Annotated in this window: 15 protein-coding genes and 1 pseudogene; 7 read left to right on the plus strand and 9 right to left on the minus strand. The window is 52.0% G+C overall.

Annotated features, from left to right (window positions below):
* Positions 1 to 40: 40 nt before the first annotated feature.
* The 6 genes and pseudogenes from ABVN44_RS12975 to osmB all read left to right on the plus strand — a co-directional run.
* A pseudogene (locus ABVN44_RS12975) lies at positions 41 to 1,018 on the plus strand (CMD domain-containing protein); the annotation flags it as partial.
* A 244-nt stretch (positions 1,019 to 1,262) separates the two neighbouring features.
* Complete coding sequence (locus ABVN44_RS12980; protein WP_000485040.1) at positions 1,263 to 3,197, plus strand: exoribonuclease II; 1,935 nt, start codon at positions 1,263 to 1,265, stop codon at positions 3,195 to 3,197.
* A gap of 261 nt (positions 3,198 to 3,458) precedes the next feature.
* A complete protein-coding gene (gene pdeR, locus ABVN44_RS12985) occupies positions 3,459 to 5,441 on the plus strand; it encodes a cyclic di-GMP phosphodiesterase (protein ID WP_023231909.1) in 1,983 nt (660 codons plus the stop codon).
* Between the two features lie 121 nt (positions 5,442 to 5,562).
* A complete protein-coding gene (locus ABVN44_RS12990; protein ID WP_001279854.1) occupies positions 5,563 to 5,742 on the plus strand; it encodes a hypothetical protein in 180 nt (59 codons plus the stop codon).
* Positions 5,743 to 5,828: 86 nt separating this feature from the next.
* On the plus strand, positions 5,829 to 6,581 hold the full coding sequence (locus ABVN44_RS12995) for a DNA-binding transcriptional regulator YciT (protein WP_001088593.1): 753 nt from the start codon (positions 5,829 to 5,831) through the stop codon (positions 6,579 to 6,581).
* Between the two features lie 258 nt (positions 6,582 to 6,839).
* Positions 6,840 to 7,058 (plus strand): osmotically-inducible lipoprotein OsmB, encoded by a 219-nt coding sequence (gene osmB, locus ABVN44_RS13000; RefSeq protein ID WP_000481166.1) that lies wholly within the window; start codon positions 6,840 to 6,842, stop codon positions 7,056 to 7,058.
* Between the two features lie 119 nt (positions 7,059 to 7,177).
* Here the strand turns inward: osmB and yciH are convergent, their stop codons facing one another.
* From yciH to pgpB, 5 genes are all read right to left on the minus strand, one after another.
* Positions 7,178 to 7,504 carry a stress response translation initiation inhibitor YciH gene (gene yciH, locus ABVN44_RS13005; RefSeq protein ID WP_001285199.1) on the minus strand — a complete coding sequence of 109 codons (327 nt, stop codon included), beginning with the start codon at positions 7,502 to 7,504 and terminating at the stop codon, positions 7,178 to 7,180.
* Positions 7,504 to 8,241: an orotidine-5'-phosphate decarboxylase gene (pyrF, locus tag ABVN44_RS13010; protein ID WP_001542125.1), complete on the minus strand. Its 738-nt coding sequence runs from the start codon at positions 8,239 to 8,241 to the stop codon at positions 7,504 to 7,506. The genes yciH and pyrF overlap by 1 nt, the downstream gene beginning before the upstream one ends.
* A gap of 190 nt (positions 8,242 to 8,431) precedes the next feature.
* The gene (gene lapB, locus ABVN44_RS13015) at positions 8,432 to 9,601 is read right to left on the minus strand and encodes a lipopolysaccharide assembly protein LapB (RefSeq protein WP_000891378.1); all 1,170 of its coding nucleotides are present in this window, start codon (positions 9,599 to 9,601) and stop codon (positions 8,432 to 8,434) included.
* A 6-nt stretch (positions 9,602 to 9,607) separates the two neighbouring features.
* On the minus strand, positions 9,608 to 9,916 hold the full coding sequence (locus tag ABVN44_RS13020) for a LapA family protein (protein ID WP_000876301.1): 309 nt from the start codon (positions 9,914 to 9,916) through the stop codon (positions 9,608 to 9,610).
* Positions 9,917 to 10,065: 149 nt separating this feature from the next.
* Entirely contained in the window at positions 10,066 to 10,830 is a 765-nt protein-coding gene (gene pgpB, locus ABVN44_RS13025) for a phosphatidylglycerophosphatase B (RefSeq protein ID WP_000948651.1), read from the minus strand.
* Positions 10,831 to 11,025: 195 nt separating this feature from the next.
* Between pgpB and ribA the strand changes: the two genes are divergently transcribed.
* Positions 11,026 to 11,616 carry a GTP cyclohydrolase II gene (ribA, locus tag ABVN44_RS13030; RefSeq protein WP_001176284.1) on the plus strand — a complete coding sequence of 197 codons (591 nt, stop codon included), beginning with the start codon at positions 11,026 to 11,028 and terminating at the stop codon, positions 11,614 to 11,616.
* A gap of 55 nt (positions 11,617 to 11,671) precedes the next feature.
* On the opposite strand, the gene acnA is transcribed toward ribA, so the two are convergent.
* The 4 genes from acnA to ABVN44_RS13050 all read right to left on the minus strand — a co-directional run bounded on the left by acnA (position 11,672) and on the right by ABVN44_RS13050 (position 15,043).
* A complete protein-coding gene (gene acnA, locus ABVN44_RS13035; RefSeq protein WP_047607604.1) occupies positions 11,672 to 14,347 on the minus strand; it encodes an aconitate hydratase AcnA in 2,676 nt (891 codons plus the stop codon).
* Positions 14,348 to 14,529: 182 nt separating this feature from the next.
* On the minus strand, positions 14,530 to 14,622 hold the full coding sequence (ymiC, locus tag ABVN44_RS13040) for a small membrane protein YmiC (RefSeq protein WP_223156441.1): 93 nt from the start codon (positions 14,620 to 14,622) through the stop codon (positions 14,530 to 14,532).
* A gap of 109 nt (positions 14,623 to 14,731) precedes the next feature.
* A complete protein-coding gene (locus ABVN44_RS13045; RefSeq protein ID WP_000029025.1) occupies positions 14,732 to 14,902 on the minus strand; it encodes a hypothetical protein in 171 nt (56 codons plus the stop codon).
* Entirely contained in the window at positions 14,903 to 15,043 is a 141-nt protein-coding gene (locus tag ABVN44_RS13050; RefSeq protein ID WP_213083417.1) for a YmiA family putative membrane protein, read from the minus strand.
* Positions 15,044 to 15,179: the final 136 nt, after the last annotated feature.

The following is a 15,179-nucleotide window of genomic DNA, read 5'->3' on the forward strand; positions in this document are numbered from 1 at the left end:
CGAATCATTATCGATCGCCATTTCATCCTCGGGAAACCCTATGGAACAATGCCGAAAAGCGGGTAAAAGCCACTGGTATCATGAAACACAATCCACTATGTCGTCACAAACCCCGCTTTCGCTGATGCCGGAAGCCGCGTATGTTAACGATCGTTTTTTACTGGATTTAACGGTAGCAGAAACCGTGTTGACGCCTTTTGAGTCATGGTTAAAGCCCGCTCGCCAGTTGGCGGATGTCTTATTTCCCCGCACGGTTCTCAACGACCGGCTTCATACGTTTAGCACCTATGAACGTATGAGCACCGCGCTGACCGCCGCTCAGGTATTTGGGGTTCAGCGTTTGTGCCGCTATTATGCCGCGCGTCTGGCGCCGCTACCTGGCCCTGACGCCTCAAGAGAGAGCAATCAACGGCTGGCGCAAATTACGCAATACGCTCGTCAGCTTGCCGGCTCCCCCTCCGTTATCAATACGCGGGCCCGCGAACAGCTTGCAGAGGTGGGATTAACCGCCCGGGATACCGTACTCATCAATCAGATCATTGGGTTTATCGGTTTTCAGGCGCGGGTAGCGGCGATATTTCAGGCGTTTTGCCGTCTGCCCGTGCGCGAACTGCCCGGCCAGGAGATGCAGCGCTTTGCCAGGGCCGCGCGGTTTCAAAACCCCCAGACAACATGGCGGCCCGCCGCCAGTCTGGTAGAATATTCTCCCGCCCATACCAAAGTTCGGCGGCAATATTCGTCTTCACAATGCCAAATAATGGCGCCGGTACTCATGCGCGATCCGTCTTCATTCGCGTTACTCGAACGCATACTGACCAGCACATTACACACTGCGTCGCTCCCTTCTTTACTTCCACTTATCACGCTCCTCACATCACGTATCAACGGCAGCGCCGCCTGCTTTAACGAACAGGCAACCCAACCTGGCGCGTGGCGCCGCGCTGTTATCACGTTACGCCAGGAAGACGACGATATCGCTCGTTGGGAGCTTGAGCCTGCGCTGACACAGGCGATACAATGGCTCACCAGAGCGCCCGATCGCTTTAGCGCCGCGCATTTTTTCCCGCTACTCACCAGGGGAGTTTCATCGGAGCAGGCCATTAATATGTTAGGCTGGTGCGGCGTGTGCGGATGGTTAAATCGTTTAAAAATCGCGTTGGGCGAAACCTATTAACTCATCCATTACTGAAAGAGCGCTTGCTGCGCCAGGCAGAATCGCGTAAAACTGTCAGCCGCTCTTTTGGCTACGAAAATAGACGAATATGTTTCAGGACAACCCGCTGCTAGCGCAGCTTAAACAGCAACTGCATTCCCAGACGCCGCGCGCTGAAGGGGTCGTAAAAGCCACGGAAAAAGGCTTTGGCTTCCTTGAGGTTGACGCGCAAAAAAGCTATTTCATTCCTCCGCCGCAGATGAAAAAAGTGATGCATGGCGATCGTATCGTCGCGGTCATCCACACGGAAAAAGAACGGGAGTCTGCCGAGCCGGAAGAACTGATCGAACCGTTCCTGACGCGTTTTGTGGGAAAAGTTCAGGGTAAAAATGACCGCCTGTCCATCGTGCCGGATCATCCGTTGCTGAAAGACGCGATTCCCTGCCGCGCCGCGCGCGGCGTTCAGCATGAGTTCAAAGAAGGTGACTGGGCGGTTGCCGAAATGCGCCGCCATCCGCTTAAAGGCGACCGTTCGTTTTACGCCGATTTAACGCAGTACATCACCTTTGCCGACGATCACTTTGTTCCCTGGTGGGTTACGCTTGCCCGCCACAACCTGGAAAAAGAAGCGCCGAACGGCGTAGCGACGGAGATGCTGGACGAAGGGCTGGAGCGCCAGGATCTGACCGCGCTGAATTTCGTCACTATCGATAGCGCCAGCACTGAAGATATGGATGACGCGCTTTATGCTGAGGAATTAGCGGACGGCAGACTCCAGCTTACGGTGGCTATCGCCGATCCTACCGCCTGGATTGCCGAAGGCAGTAAGCTGGATAACGCCGCGAAAATTCGCGCCTTCACCAACTACCTGCCGGGCTTTAATATTCCTATGCTGCCGCGTGAGCTGTCTGACGATCTGTGCTCACTGCGCGCCAACGAAGTGCGTCCGGCGCTCGCCTGTCGCATGATAATCGCCGCGGACGGCACCATTGACGATGATATCGCCTTTTTTGCGGCCACGATCGAATCGAAGGCCAAGCTGGCGTACGACAATGTCTCCGACTGGCTGGAAAATAACGGCACCTGGCAGCCGGATAACGAAGGCATTGCCCAGCAGATTCGTCTGTTGCACCGTATTTGTCTAAACCGCAGTGAGTGGCGTCATCATCATGCGTTAGTCTTTAAAGACCGCCCGGATTACCGCTTTGTGCTTGGCGAAAAAGGCGAAGTACTGGATATTGTGGCGGAACCGCGCCGTATCGCTAACCGTATCGTAGAAGAGTCGATGATCGCCGCTAACCTTTGCGCCGCGCGCGTACTGCGCGATAAGCTCGGTTTCGGTATTTACAACGTACATACGGGCTTCGATCCCGCGAATGCCGACGCGCTGGCCGCGCTGCTGAAAACGCATGGTCTGCATGTCGATGCCGAAGAGGTGCTGACGCTGGAAGGCTTCTGTAAACTGCGTCGCGAACTGGATGCGCAGCCCTCCGGTTTCCTTGACAGCCGCATTCGTCGCTTCCAGTCTTTTGCGGAAATCAGCACCGAGCCGGGGCCGCATTTCGGTCTTGGTCTTGAGGCTTATGCCACCTGGACCTCTCCCATCCGTAAGTATGGCGATATGATTAACCATCGCCTGCTGAAAGCGGTCATCAAGGGGGAAGCTATTGCGCGTCCGCAGGAAGATATCACCCAGCAAATGGCGGAACGCCGTCGCCTGAACCGCATGGCGGAGCGCGATGTCGGCGACTGGTTATATGCACGCTTCCTTAACGATAAGGCGGGGACAAATACCCGTTTCGCGGCAGAAATTATTGACGTCAGCCGCGGTGGTATGCGTGTGCGACTGGTCGATAACGGCGCTATCGCCTTTATCCCAGCTCCGTTCCTGCACGCCGTTCGCGATGAACTGGTATGCAGCCAGGAAAACGGTACGGTACAGATTAAAGGTGAGACGGTTTATAAAGTGACGGATGTCATTGATGTCACTATTGCGGAAGTTCGCATGGAAACCCGCAGCATTATTGCCCGACCGGCAGCGTAACCACGCTTAGCTCGCTCAACGGCCTTTGCTGAGAAGGCAAAGGCCGTTTCTTTTCTTCTTCTCCCTTCCGTCATGCTCTAAGTTTAATCTTATTCAAGCGCCCCATTTCTTGTTATTTTTAGCTGGCGACTATGCTTTTTCCAGAATCTGGATTACATATGAATACATAGATAAAACAATACGTTCAGCCATAATTACCCTTATTTATAACATGGCTAACCTTTCTTTTCGGGCACCTGGCGCTTAAATGGGATGGTACGCATGATGAAACAGATTCAGGAACAAACGGCGCTAAATCCCCTTCACTCTCACTGGCGTCTGGCTGATGACCGCAACGTGCTGTATCTCTCCCCGACAGGTGAAACGGATGCAGAAAAAACGGTTGAGCTATCGCCGGAGCAAGCCGGGCGTATCCGGGAAATAACGGCGATTACGTCCAGTCTGCTGATAACGTTGTTGATAGAAAAACAGGTTACCGCTGTGCACCTGGTAGGCCGTAAGATTAATAACCGTGAATGGGCTGGCAGCCTGGCAACCTGGCCTGATACGCCTGCCGTCGCGCCAACGCAGGCGCAGGAACTCTCTTTTGCCGAGCAAATCGTATCAGAAGCCAACTCAGTCATTGCGATACTGGATAGTCGGGGAAAAATCTGTCGATTTAATCGGTTATGCGAAGAGTACACGGGCTTAAAAGAGCGAGATGTAATTGGTCAAAGCGTCTTTAAATTATTTATGAGTCGCCGGGAGGCGGTTGCCTCCCGGCACTACATTGAGAATTTTTTTCGCAATGGCAATACCTATGAAATCGAACGCTGGATAAAGACTCGTAAAGGCCAACGCCTGTTCTTATTTCGTAATAAATTTGTCCATAACGGTAGCGGAAAAAACGAAATTTTCCTGATCTGCGCAGGCACGGATATCACCGAAGAGAGGCGGGCTCAGGAGCGTTTACGCATACTGGCGAATACAGACACCGTCACCGGCCTGCCCAATCGCAATGCTATCCATGAATTTATTAATCATGCTATTGCCTCGGCTGGCGAGTCGCAGGTGGGTATCGTTTATCTCGATCTGGATAACTTCAAGAAAATTAATGACGCCTATGGGCATATGTTTGGCGATCAGCTCTTACAGGCCGTTTCGCTGGCGCTGTTGAGTTGTCTGGAGGAAGATCAATTGCTGGCCAGACTGGGGGGAGATGAATTCATTGTCCTCGCTGCCCATACGTCTCAGGCCGCGCTGGAAGCAGTAGCCTCACGAATCCTTACCCGTCTGCGGCAACCGTTTCGTATTGGACTCATTGAAGTTTACACGGGATGCGCCATTGGCATTTCGTTGGCCCCCCGGCACGGACAGGACAGCGAAAGTCTCATTCGCACTGCCGATACCGCAATGTATAACGCCAAAGAAGGCGGCCGCGGTCAGTTCTGCGTTTTTTCGCCGGAAATGAATCAGCGCGTATTTGACTATCACTGGCTGGATACAAACCTGCGAAAAGCGCTGGAAAACGACCAGTTACTTATTCACTATCAGCCTAAAATTACCTGGCGCGGCGAAGTACGTAGCCTGGAAGCGCTGGTACGCTGGCAATCGCCGGAACGCGGATTAATTCCGCCGCTGGAGTTCATCTCATATGCCGAAGAGTCAGGACTCATCGTCCCGCTGGGCCGCTGGGTGATTCTGGATGTAGTTCGCCAGATTGCGAAATGGCGCGATAAGGGGATTAACTTGCGCGTAGCCGTTAACTTTTCGGCGCGACAACTGGCCGACCAGACGCTTTTTACTGCGCTTAAACAGGCTTTGTACGATCTGAATTTTGAGTATTGCCCGATCGATGTCGAGCTAACGGAAAGCTGCCTGATTGAAAACGACACGCTGGCGCTATCGGTTATCCAGCAATTTAGTCAGCTCGGCGCCCAGATTCATCTGGATGATTTTGGCACCGGGTATTCTTCGCTTTCTCAACTCGCCCGGTTCCCTATTGATGCCGTTAAACTGGATCAGGCTTTCGTCAGAGATATCCATAAGCAACCGCTGTCGCAATCTCTGGTTCGGGCGATTGTCGCGGTGGCTCAGGCGCTAAATTTACAAGTGATTGCCGAAGGCGTAGAAAATGCTAAAGAAGATGCCTTCCTGACAAAAAACGGTGTCAATGAACGACAGGGCTTTTTATTCGCTAAACCTATGCCCGCCGTTTCTTTTGAACGCTGGTACAAACGTTATCAGACGAAAAAAATGCGTTAATGGCGGCGATAATAGGGAGAACAGCCTGTGCAGACAGGCATAGCCCTATTTTTCCCTTCTCTTTTCAGATTAATTTCTGCATCATGAATTGAAACCTTTTCTGACATTAAGGATGACAAACATGTCTGATATCGAAGCACAACGAATTGCCGCACGCATTGATACCGTGCTGGATATCCTTGTTGCTGGCGATTACCACTCGGCCATCAATAACCTTGAAATATTGAGAGCAGAGCTGTTAGATCAGGTTAAAGACGGTATCTCGCCATCCCAGGCTCCCGGGTCGCCCTGGGAAATCTGATAGCGATTATTTGTCCGGGATGGCCGTTAGCCCTTCCCGGCTCTCTGACTGTCTGTTGACTCCTCTTAACGTATAAAATTAATACTATGAACTCCCGACAACAATCAATTTTGCAAATGGTGGTTGATAAAGGCCAGATGAGCGTTGCTGAACTGGCGAAAATTACCGGCGTATCTGAAGTCACGATTCGTCAGGATCTGAATACCCTGGAAAAACAGAGCTATTTACGCCGTGCGCACGGTTTCGCCGTTTCGCTTGAGAGCGATGACGTAGAGACTCGCATGATGACGAACTACACGCTAAAACGCCGACTGGCGGAGTTCGCCGCCTCGCTGGTCAGTCCAGGGGAATCCGTTTTTATTGAAAATGGCAGTAGCAATGCGCTATTGGCCCGGACGCTGGCGGAACAAAAAGATGTCACGATCATCACCGTGAGCAGTTATATCGCGCACCTGCTCAAAGAGACCCCTTGCGAAGTCATTCTCCTCGGTGGAATCTATCAGAAAAAAAGTGAAAGCATGGTAGGGCCGTTGACGCGACAGTTTATCCATCAAGTGCATTTCAGCAAAGCATTTATCGGTATTGATGGCTGGCAGGCTGATACCGGCTTTACCGGACGCGATATGATGCGATCGGATGTGGTTAACGCTGTTCTGGAAAAAGGTTCAGAAGCGATTGTCCTCACCGACAGCTCCAAATTTGGCTGTGTGCATCCCTATCCCCTGGGCCCGCTCTCTCGCTTCCATCGTGTCATTACGGATTCCAAAATTTCCGCCAGCGATCAAATGCAGTTAGAGCATGCAGGGCTGCTAGTCAATGTTATTGGCTCATCCGTTTAAAATATTTCCCGATGGTTTGCTCTATGGCAAATCATCCTCTCTCTAAGACTTTTCTGACATCCCAATTAAGACTATTTACCTGTTGTAACGAGCGTAACGTCGTAAAATTAATATTAGCGAAATAACAGGAAGTGACTATCACCTGCGTGATATACCCCTGCGCAATCAGGTTTTACGGAAAATCTCTTAACAGGTTTTATTTTAACTATAGTTATAGTGAGCTTAATTCCGTGAATCGTTAATTCAGGAGAAAGTATTATGTTTATGACGAGCAAAAAAATGGCCGCTGCTGTGCTGGCAATCACCGTAGCAATGTCTCTGAGCGCCTGCTCAAACTGGTCCAAGCGCGATCGCAACACGGCTATTGGCGCAGGTGCGGGGGCGTTAGGCGGCGCAGTGTTAACGGACGGCAGTACATTAGGCACCCTGGGCGGCGCGGCGGTCGGCGGCGTGATTGGTCACCAGGTTGGAAAATAATCCAGACGTTTAAATATTGAACGGCTCAAAATAATACGTTTATTCTTTTCAGGTCTGGATTACAAAAATAGACAAAGTTGACTTTTACGCCACGGTAATTTACAACCGTGGCGTTTTCATTAGCCGCCAGCTAATTTTACTTTCATTCCTTTAGCTTCCAGCAATGATTTTATCAAGTCGCGTTTATCACCCTGAATTTCAATAATCCCTTCTTTTACTGCCCCGCCACAGCCGCATTTTTTCTTCAGTTCAGCCGCCAGTTTGGTTAATTCCGCATCATTCATCTCGATACCGGTAATCAAACATACGCCTTTACCCTTACGGCCACTGGTTTGACGCTGAATGCGAACGATACCATCCCCTTTGGGACGAACCGGCGCCGTTTTAGGTTCTTCAATGCGCCCCGTCTGTGTTGAATAAACCAGACGACTATTGGAATCGCTCATTATGCCTCCCGTTTCAGTGACGCGTTAATATCCTTCAGCGTTTGCGCCGGATCTACCGATTGCGTAACCGGGCGGCCAATCACCATATAGTCGACGCCAGCGGATAATGCCTGTTCGGGCGTCATAATGCGTCGCTGGTCGCCTGCCTCGCTGCCTGCGGGCCGAATGCCCGGCGTCACCAGCTTAAATGCAGCGCCAAAGGCCTGTTTAAATCTGACAGCTTCCTGAGCGGAACAGACCACGCCATCCAGCCCGCATTGCTGCGTCAGGCGCGCCAGCCGCTCCGCATGTTCCGCCGGTGACAACGTCACGCCCAGATCGTGTAGATCGCTGGTTTCCATACTGGTCAACACGGTCACGGCAATGAGCAACGGCGCATCTTTACTGAATGGCGCCAGCGCGTCGCGCGCTGCGGCCATCATTCTCGCCCCACCAGACGCGTGAACGTTTACCATCCAGACGCCCAGGTCTGCCGCTGCGGCGACTGCCCGGGCCGTGGTGTTGGGAATATCATGAAATTTTAGATCAAGAAAGACATCAAACCCACGTTGCTGGAGATCCCGAACGAGTTGTGGACCAAACAGCGTGAACATCTCTTTGCCCACTTTTAAGCGACAATCGCGAGGATCGATTTTATCGACAAACGCCAGGGCTTTATCGCGTTCATGGTAATCCAACGCCACAACGACAGGCGATTCAGTAATAGCGCAGGAAGAAGATGAAGCAGTAAACGTCATGACCAGACCTTCTTGATGATGGGCACCGGAAGTGGCGCAAATTGGATAAACGGCGTGCATTCTACCTGCGGCGCAGGGAAATTAACAGGTTCGATTGACAACCTGATAAGCCCTGGCCGCCGATGCCAGCGTCGTTTCTTGTCTTATGTCATTAAGTATGTTGTAACTAAAGCGAGGCTTTTTTTATATACTACTGCCCATCAAGTCCGCGAATAGGTTTAATGGTCGACCATGCCCGGCAGGACGGACAGTGCCAGTACAAGGTATAGGCGGTAAAACCGCATTTCTGACAACGATACCGCGGTTTACTGCGCACCTGCTCGCCAACCATATCACGCAGTACCATCAGGCTTTCTTTCGCTCGCCCTTCTTCCGCCTCGTTGAGATGGTAATCCATCAGCTTATGGAACACCCGCATGGTAGGATGTCGCTGTAGCTGACGCGTGATATAGACTTGAGCTGCGTCACTACCTTCACGAGCTTCCAGAATATCGGCAAGCATTAACTCAGCGCCAGCACCGGTATTCTCCTCAACGGCGCGACGTAAAAACTCCGCCCACTCGGCATTTTTACCGAGCTGTTGATAACAGGTTTGCAGCATCTCCAGCGTTTCGCTGACCAGCTCTTTATCCTGAACGATCACACGTTGCAGGCTTTCGACCGCTTTGGCGTAATCCCCTCTCGCCATATAAACGCGCCCCATCATGATAGACACCCGGGCGCTATTTTTATCTGCGGCGGCACCTTTTTTCAGCAACGCCATCGCGCGATCCATGTCGTCGTTGCCCATCTGCTGTAAAGCTAACTCACAGTAAAAATGGGCGATTTCGATACGCTGTTTATCTTTGCCCAGTTTCACCAGCCGTTCTGCTACTTCGATCGCCTTTTGCCAGTCGCTGGTTAGCTGATAGATTTGCAAGAGCTGCTGTAACGCGCCTACGCGAAATTCCGTTTCGTCGGTAAGTTGGTTAAACATATCTTCCGCGCGGTCATATAAACCGGCGGCCATATAGTCGCGCCCCAGTTGCTGAACAGCCAGTAAACGCTGTTCATAGGTCAATGAAGCGCTTTCCATGAGCGTTTGATGAATACGAATAGCGCGATCGACTTCGCCGCGTGAGCGAAACAGATTACCGAGAGTGAGATGAGCCTCAACGGTGCCCGTATCCTCTTTAAGCATATCGAGGAACAGATCCACCGCTTTATCTTGTTGGTTACTCAGCAGGAAGTTAACCCCTGCGACATAATCGCGCGACAGGCGGTTAGCTTCATCCTGTTTTGTTTGTTGCGCACTTCTGCGACCCATATACCACCCATAGGCAGCGGCTACAGGCAACAGCAGAAATAACAACTCCAACATAAATGATTATTCCTTTACAACCGACGAATCGGCAGGGACCGCAACGTCGGTTGCTGGCGAGAGCTTGTTTTCCAGTCGTTTAATTTTACGTTCAGCGCGGGCAAGGGAAACGCGGACCCGCAGCCAGAACAGGCCGCAAATCAGCCAGCCAATCGCAAAACCGACGGCGAACAACACAGCAAGCAACGTGGAGATACGATACTCCCCTTGCGCCAGCAGGTAGTTAAACGTCACCTGTTGATCATTCTGCGCGCCCAGCGTCACCGAAATAACAAAAATCGCCAATACCAGTAAGAAAATGAGTAAATATTTCACATTACTTCCCGTTATGTGGTTTGCGCGAATAAATCGTGTCCAACTTACCGCATCCAGCCTTCTAAATTACCATTTTCCCGCCTCGCGCGAAATGGAAATGCGCCCGCCATCAGATGATTTAAGGGCAATAGTCAGAAAATCAACCGTTGTCAGCTTTCCTGCTCGCGTTCAGCAATTTCTTGCGCTTCTTCACGAGGCGGCATAAGCGGCCCGCAAATTCGCTGCGCCAGCCAGGTCGCCAGGGTAACTAATAGCCAGGAGATAAGCGTGGCGACCACTAAATCTCGCGGCCAGTGCATTCCCAGAAGCAAACGGCTGCCCATTACGCCGGTCGCCCAGACTAACAAAAACGCGATGGTGAAAGTCCGTCTGCGCGGCCATAACAGACCCACGGCCAAAAGCGCCCAGCTCGCTGCAAACATGGTGTGTCCGGAGGGAAACGCAAAGCCCGTCTCTTTTTGCCAGTGCTGACGCAGGAAAACGGGGATGTTCTGTTGCCCGGCCAACTGCTCTTTCACTAAATGTCCGCGTTCTGTACGCTTTAAAGTGTAGAACTCATCGACGGGAATATGGTGCGTTTTTTCAAGCCAGACCACAAATGGCCGCGGCTCCTGTACGCGCTCCTTTACCCATGACTTCACGCCCTGCCCGACGATAATCGCCCCGCCGAGAATCGCAAACAGCATAATGGCGGCGCGCAGGCGAAATCGCAGGCACCATAAGAACCATCCACAAAGAATCACATGCGTGATAACGCCCCAGGGTTTGGTCACGGTTTCCGTTATCCAGAATAGCGTTTTTAGCCACCAGACCTGATGTCCTGGCTGCCACTGCCAGCCTGATACCCATACGGCAAGCGGCATGATAAGCAACAGGGCGGCTCCTGCCGCGGTGCGCCTCGCAATTGAAAGCATGGATGCTCCTTTTATAAGTAAGTATCACAATCATAACTGAAAATTCTCGCCGGACTGGAAAATTGACAAATTTGTGCCATTCCTGAGCAATTACGTGGTAGTGATTAGGTGATGACCGCCGCCTTATGGCAAAATAGCGGGATACAAGCCAACAGGCGACGACACCGCAGGCGTCAGCATAATCTGGAGAAATACATGCAGCTTAAACGTGTGGCAGAAGCCAAACTGCCAACCCCATTGGGTGACTTTCTGATGGTGGGATTTGAAGAACTGGCAACCGGACACGACCATGCCGCGCTGGTTTTTGGCGATATTTCAGGTAAAACGCCGGTACTGGCTCGCGTTCATTCCGAATGTCTTACCGGGGACGCGCTTTTTAGTCTGCGCTGTGATTGTGGTTTTCAACTGGAAGCCGCGCTGACGCATATTGCGGAAGAAGGACGCGGTATTCTGATTTACCACCGTCAGGAAGGCCGCAATATCGGCCTGCTTAATAAAATTCGCGCTTATGCGTTACAGGATCAAGGCTATGACACGGTGGAGGCCAATCATCAGCTCGGCTTTGCCGCCGATGAGCGTGATTTCACCCTGTGCGCGGATATGTTCAAATTACTCGGCGTGGATGAAGTTCGCCTGCTGACCAATAATCCGAAGAAAGTCGAAATACTGACCGAGGCGGGAATTAATATCGTCGAACGCGTTCCGCTCATTGTGGGTCGTAATCCAAATAATGAGCATTATCTCGATACTAAAGCGGCCAAAATGGGCCACCTGCTAAGCAAGTAAGCCACCAGTATTAAAGCGCGGGCCTGCCTGTTTACGGCAGGCCCGATAAACGGCTTTAGTTCAGCATATTTCTAATGACATAGTGCAATATGCCGTCATTCTGGTAGTAAGTCAGCTCGGTGGCGGTATCAATACGACAGCGGCAAGGCACCGTTTCTTTGCTGCCGTCCGATCTCGTTAACGTCACCGGAATGGTCGCGCCAGGGCGCAGATTTTGCAGATCCGCGATATCAATCACCTCTTCCCCGGTCAGTCCCAGCGTTTTACGCGTTACGCCCTGTGGAAACTCCAGCGGCAGGATCCCCATCCCAATCAGGTTTGAGCGATGGATACGTTCGAACGACTCGGCGATCACCACGCGAATACCTAACAGCCGCGGACCTTTTGCCGCCCAGTCACGGCTCGATCCCGACCCATACTCTTTCCCGGCAATCACCGCCAGCGGCGTTTTTTCCTGCTGGTAAAGCATCGCGGCATCATAAATCGACATCGCTTCCGTACCCGGTAAATGCCGCGTCATCCCACCTTCGACGCCGGGCAGCATTTCGTTGCGAATACGAATATTGGCGAACGTACCGCGCATCATCACTTCATGGTTGCCGCGCCGTGATCCATAGGAGTTAAAATCCTTCCGCTCAACGCCGTGGTTTTGCAGATAGCGTCCGGCGGGACTGTCCGGCTTGATACTGCCGGCCGGGGAAATATGGTCGGTCGTCACCGAATCGCCCAGCATCGCCAGGATACGCGCGCCGTGGATATCTTTGACTGGCGCAGGCTGGGCCTGCATTTCATCAAAGAAAGGCGACAGGCGGATATAGGTTGAATCCGACTGCCAGCCGTAGGTATCGGACGATTCAACCTGAATCGATTTCCATTCTTCCGTGCCCTCAAACACTTCCGCATACTCTTTACGGAACATATCCGATGATACCAGTTCAACGGCGCGGGCAATTTCCTGCGCCGAAGGCCAGATATCCTTCAGGTATACCGGATCGCCTTTACGATCGTACCCCAGCGGGTCTGTCGCGAGGTTAATATTCATGTTTCCGGCCAGCGCATACGCGACCACCAGCGGCGGCGACGCCAGCCAGTTCGTTTTCACCAGCGGATGGATACGCCCTTCAAAATTTCGGTTACCGGAAAGCACGGCCCCTACCGTCAGATCGCCTTTTTTAATCGCGGTCTCAATAGGCTCCGGCAACGGACCGGAGTTCCCGATACAGGTCGTACAGCCATAACCGACCAGGTTAAAACCGAGTTCATCCAGATAAGGCGTAAGTTTGGCCTGCGCCAGATAGTCAGATACCACTTTTGACCCCGGAGCCAGAGAAGCCTTGACCCACGGTTGACGCTTCAACCCCAGCGTTACTGCTTTTTTCGCCAGTAATCCCGCCGCCATCAGCACGCTGGGATTCGAGGTATTCGTGCAGGAGGTGATGGCGGCAATGACGACAGCGCCATCCGGAAGCTGATATGGCTGTCCGTTCATCGTATAGTCAATCGGCTGGCGATCTTTTTGCGCGGTATTCAGCTCCAGCTCGGCGCTGGCGGCAAAGGCTTTCGGCACATCGCCTAACGCCACGCGATCCTGCGGGCGTTTCGGCCCGGCCAGACTGGCTTCGACATCGCCCATATCCAGTTCCAGCGTACTGGTAAATACCGGTTCGTCACCGGGATTACGCCACATTCCCTGCGCCTTCGCGTAGGTTTCAACCAGCTCGACCAGATCGTCGCTACGTCCGCTTAATCGCATATATTCCAGGGTGATGGCGTCAATGGGGAAGAAACCACAGGTGGCGCCATATTCCGGCGACATATTAGCGATAGTCGCGCGATCCGCCAACGGCAGCGAATCCAGACCGTCACCATAAAATTCAACAAATTTACCCACGACGCCATGCTTACGCAGCATTTGCGTGACGGTGAGCACCAGGTCAGTGGCGGTGATCCCCTCCCGAAGCTTACCGGTTAACTTAAAGCCGACGACATCCGGGATAAGCATCGACACGGGCTGACCAAGCATCGCCGCTTCCGCTTCAATACCACCCACACCCCACCCCAATACGCCCAGACCATTAATCATGGTCGTATGGGAGTCAGTCCCCACCAGCGAGTCCGGGTAAGCAATCCACTCCCCGTCCTGTAATTCGCTCCAGACGGCTTTACCCAGGTATTCCAGGTTAACCTGATGGCAAATGCCGGTGCCGGGCGGCACCACGCTGAAACGGCTGAATGCCTGCTTTCCCCATTTCAGGAACATATAACGCTCATGGTTACGTTCCATTTCCAGCCGCACGTTTTCTTCAAACGCATCATCATCGCCGAAATGATCGACCGTCACAGAGTGGTCAATAACCAGATCAACCGGCGATAACGGGTTCACTTTCGACGTATCGCCGCCGAGGCGTTTAACGGCTTCACGCATCGCTGCCAGGTCGACAACGGCAGGCACGCCGGTAAAGTCCTGCATCAGGACACGGGCGGGCCGCCAGGCAATTTCACGATCGGCATGGGCATTTTTAAGCCAACCGGCCAGCGCCTGAATATCTTCATCAGTCACAGACTCGCCGTCCTGCCAGCGCAACAGGTTTTCCAGTAACACTTTAAGTGATTTGGGCAAACGGGCGATATCGCCCAGGGATTTGGCAGCCAGCGGCAGACTGTAGTAATGATACGTTTTATCTTTGGCCTGCAATGTATCCTTACTGGCTTCTCGTAGGGTTGACGACATAGCTCCTCCTTAAATGACAGGGTTGCGTTACCCTGATTCTCCACAGGGTTGTATTAAAGATAACACAAACAAAATGTAACGTTTTGATAACAACCCAAATTGCTAAAAGAGGAGAAACCTAACAGGCGAGGAACGAAGATGAAAAAGCCCGATAAATAACGCATTATCGGGCTTTGACGAGATTAGACGGCAATCCAGATTAACTCGACCCAGAACAGTAGCGATAATATAAACGCGCCAGTCCATGACCAATACTTTATATTTGACGTTAACATAGGCGACACCAACTGTGTTTAATCAATACTGAGAAGCGCTCAGCACACGGTTGCTGCGGTGTAATAAGACAGCGTTAATAAAACAATAACGCCAATAAAAAGACGGATATTATTTTTGTGACACCTCATCAGCAAAAGCATCAATAAATGCCCGCTGCTGCGGTGTGAGCGTCCAGTGTTGCGGAACAGACCGAAAAACGGTCGTATCCGGGGTGTTATCATCGTCACAAGATTGAATCGGGGGCGCGACCACGCGCTCGCGTTCCGACGTAATGCTCACTTAGCCCCACCAATGCCAGATAACAAGCGCTACCACTACCCAGAACAACGCAGAACCCACAAAAACCGCCAACCATGCTTTACGTTTGAGCTCAGGGTCGCGGCGCGGTTCCTGGTTTTCAGAAGGCATTACTAACCTCATGCTATCGGTATCACTTATCATTTCAGCACCAAACAATCGGTACAATTAATCATCAGATGAGACAAATCCTAAATAAACTTTAGTCAAAAATCCAGTCAATTTACGAATCGTTGCCAGTGAATAAATCAATCTTTTG

Origin of the sequence: Salmonella sp. SJTUF15570 (assembly GCF_043357055.1) — a bacterium.
GTDB classification, from domain to species: Bacteria; Pseudomonadota; Gammaproteobacteria; order Enterobacterales; family Enterobacteriaceae; genus Salmonella; species Salmonella enterica.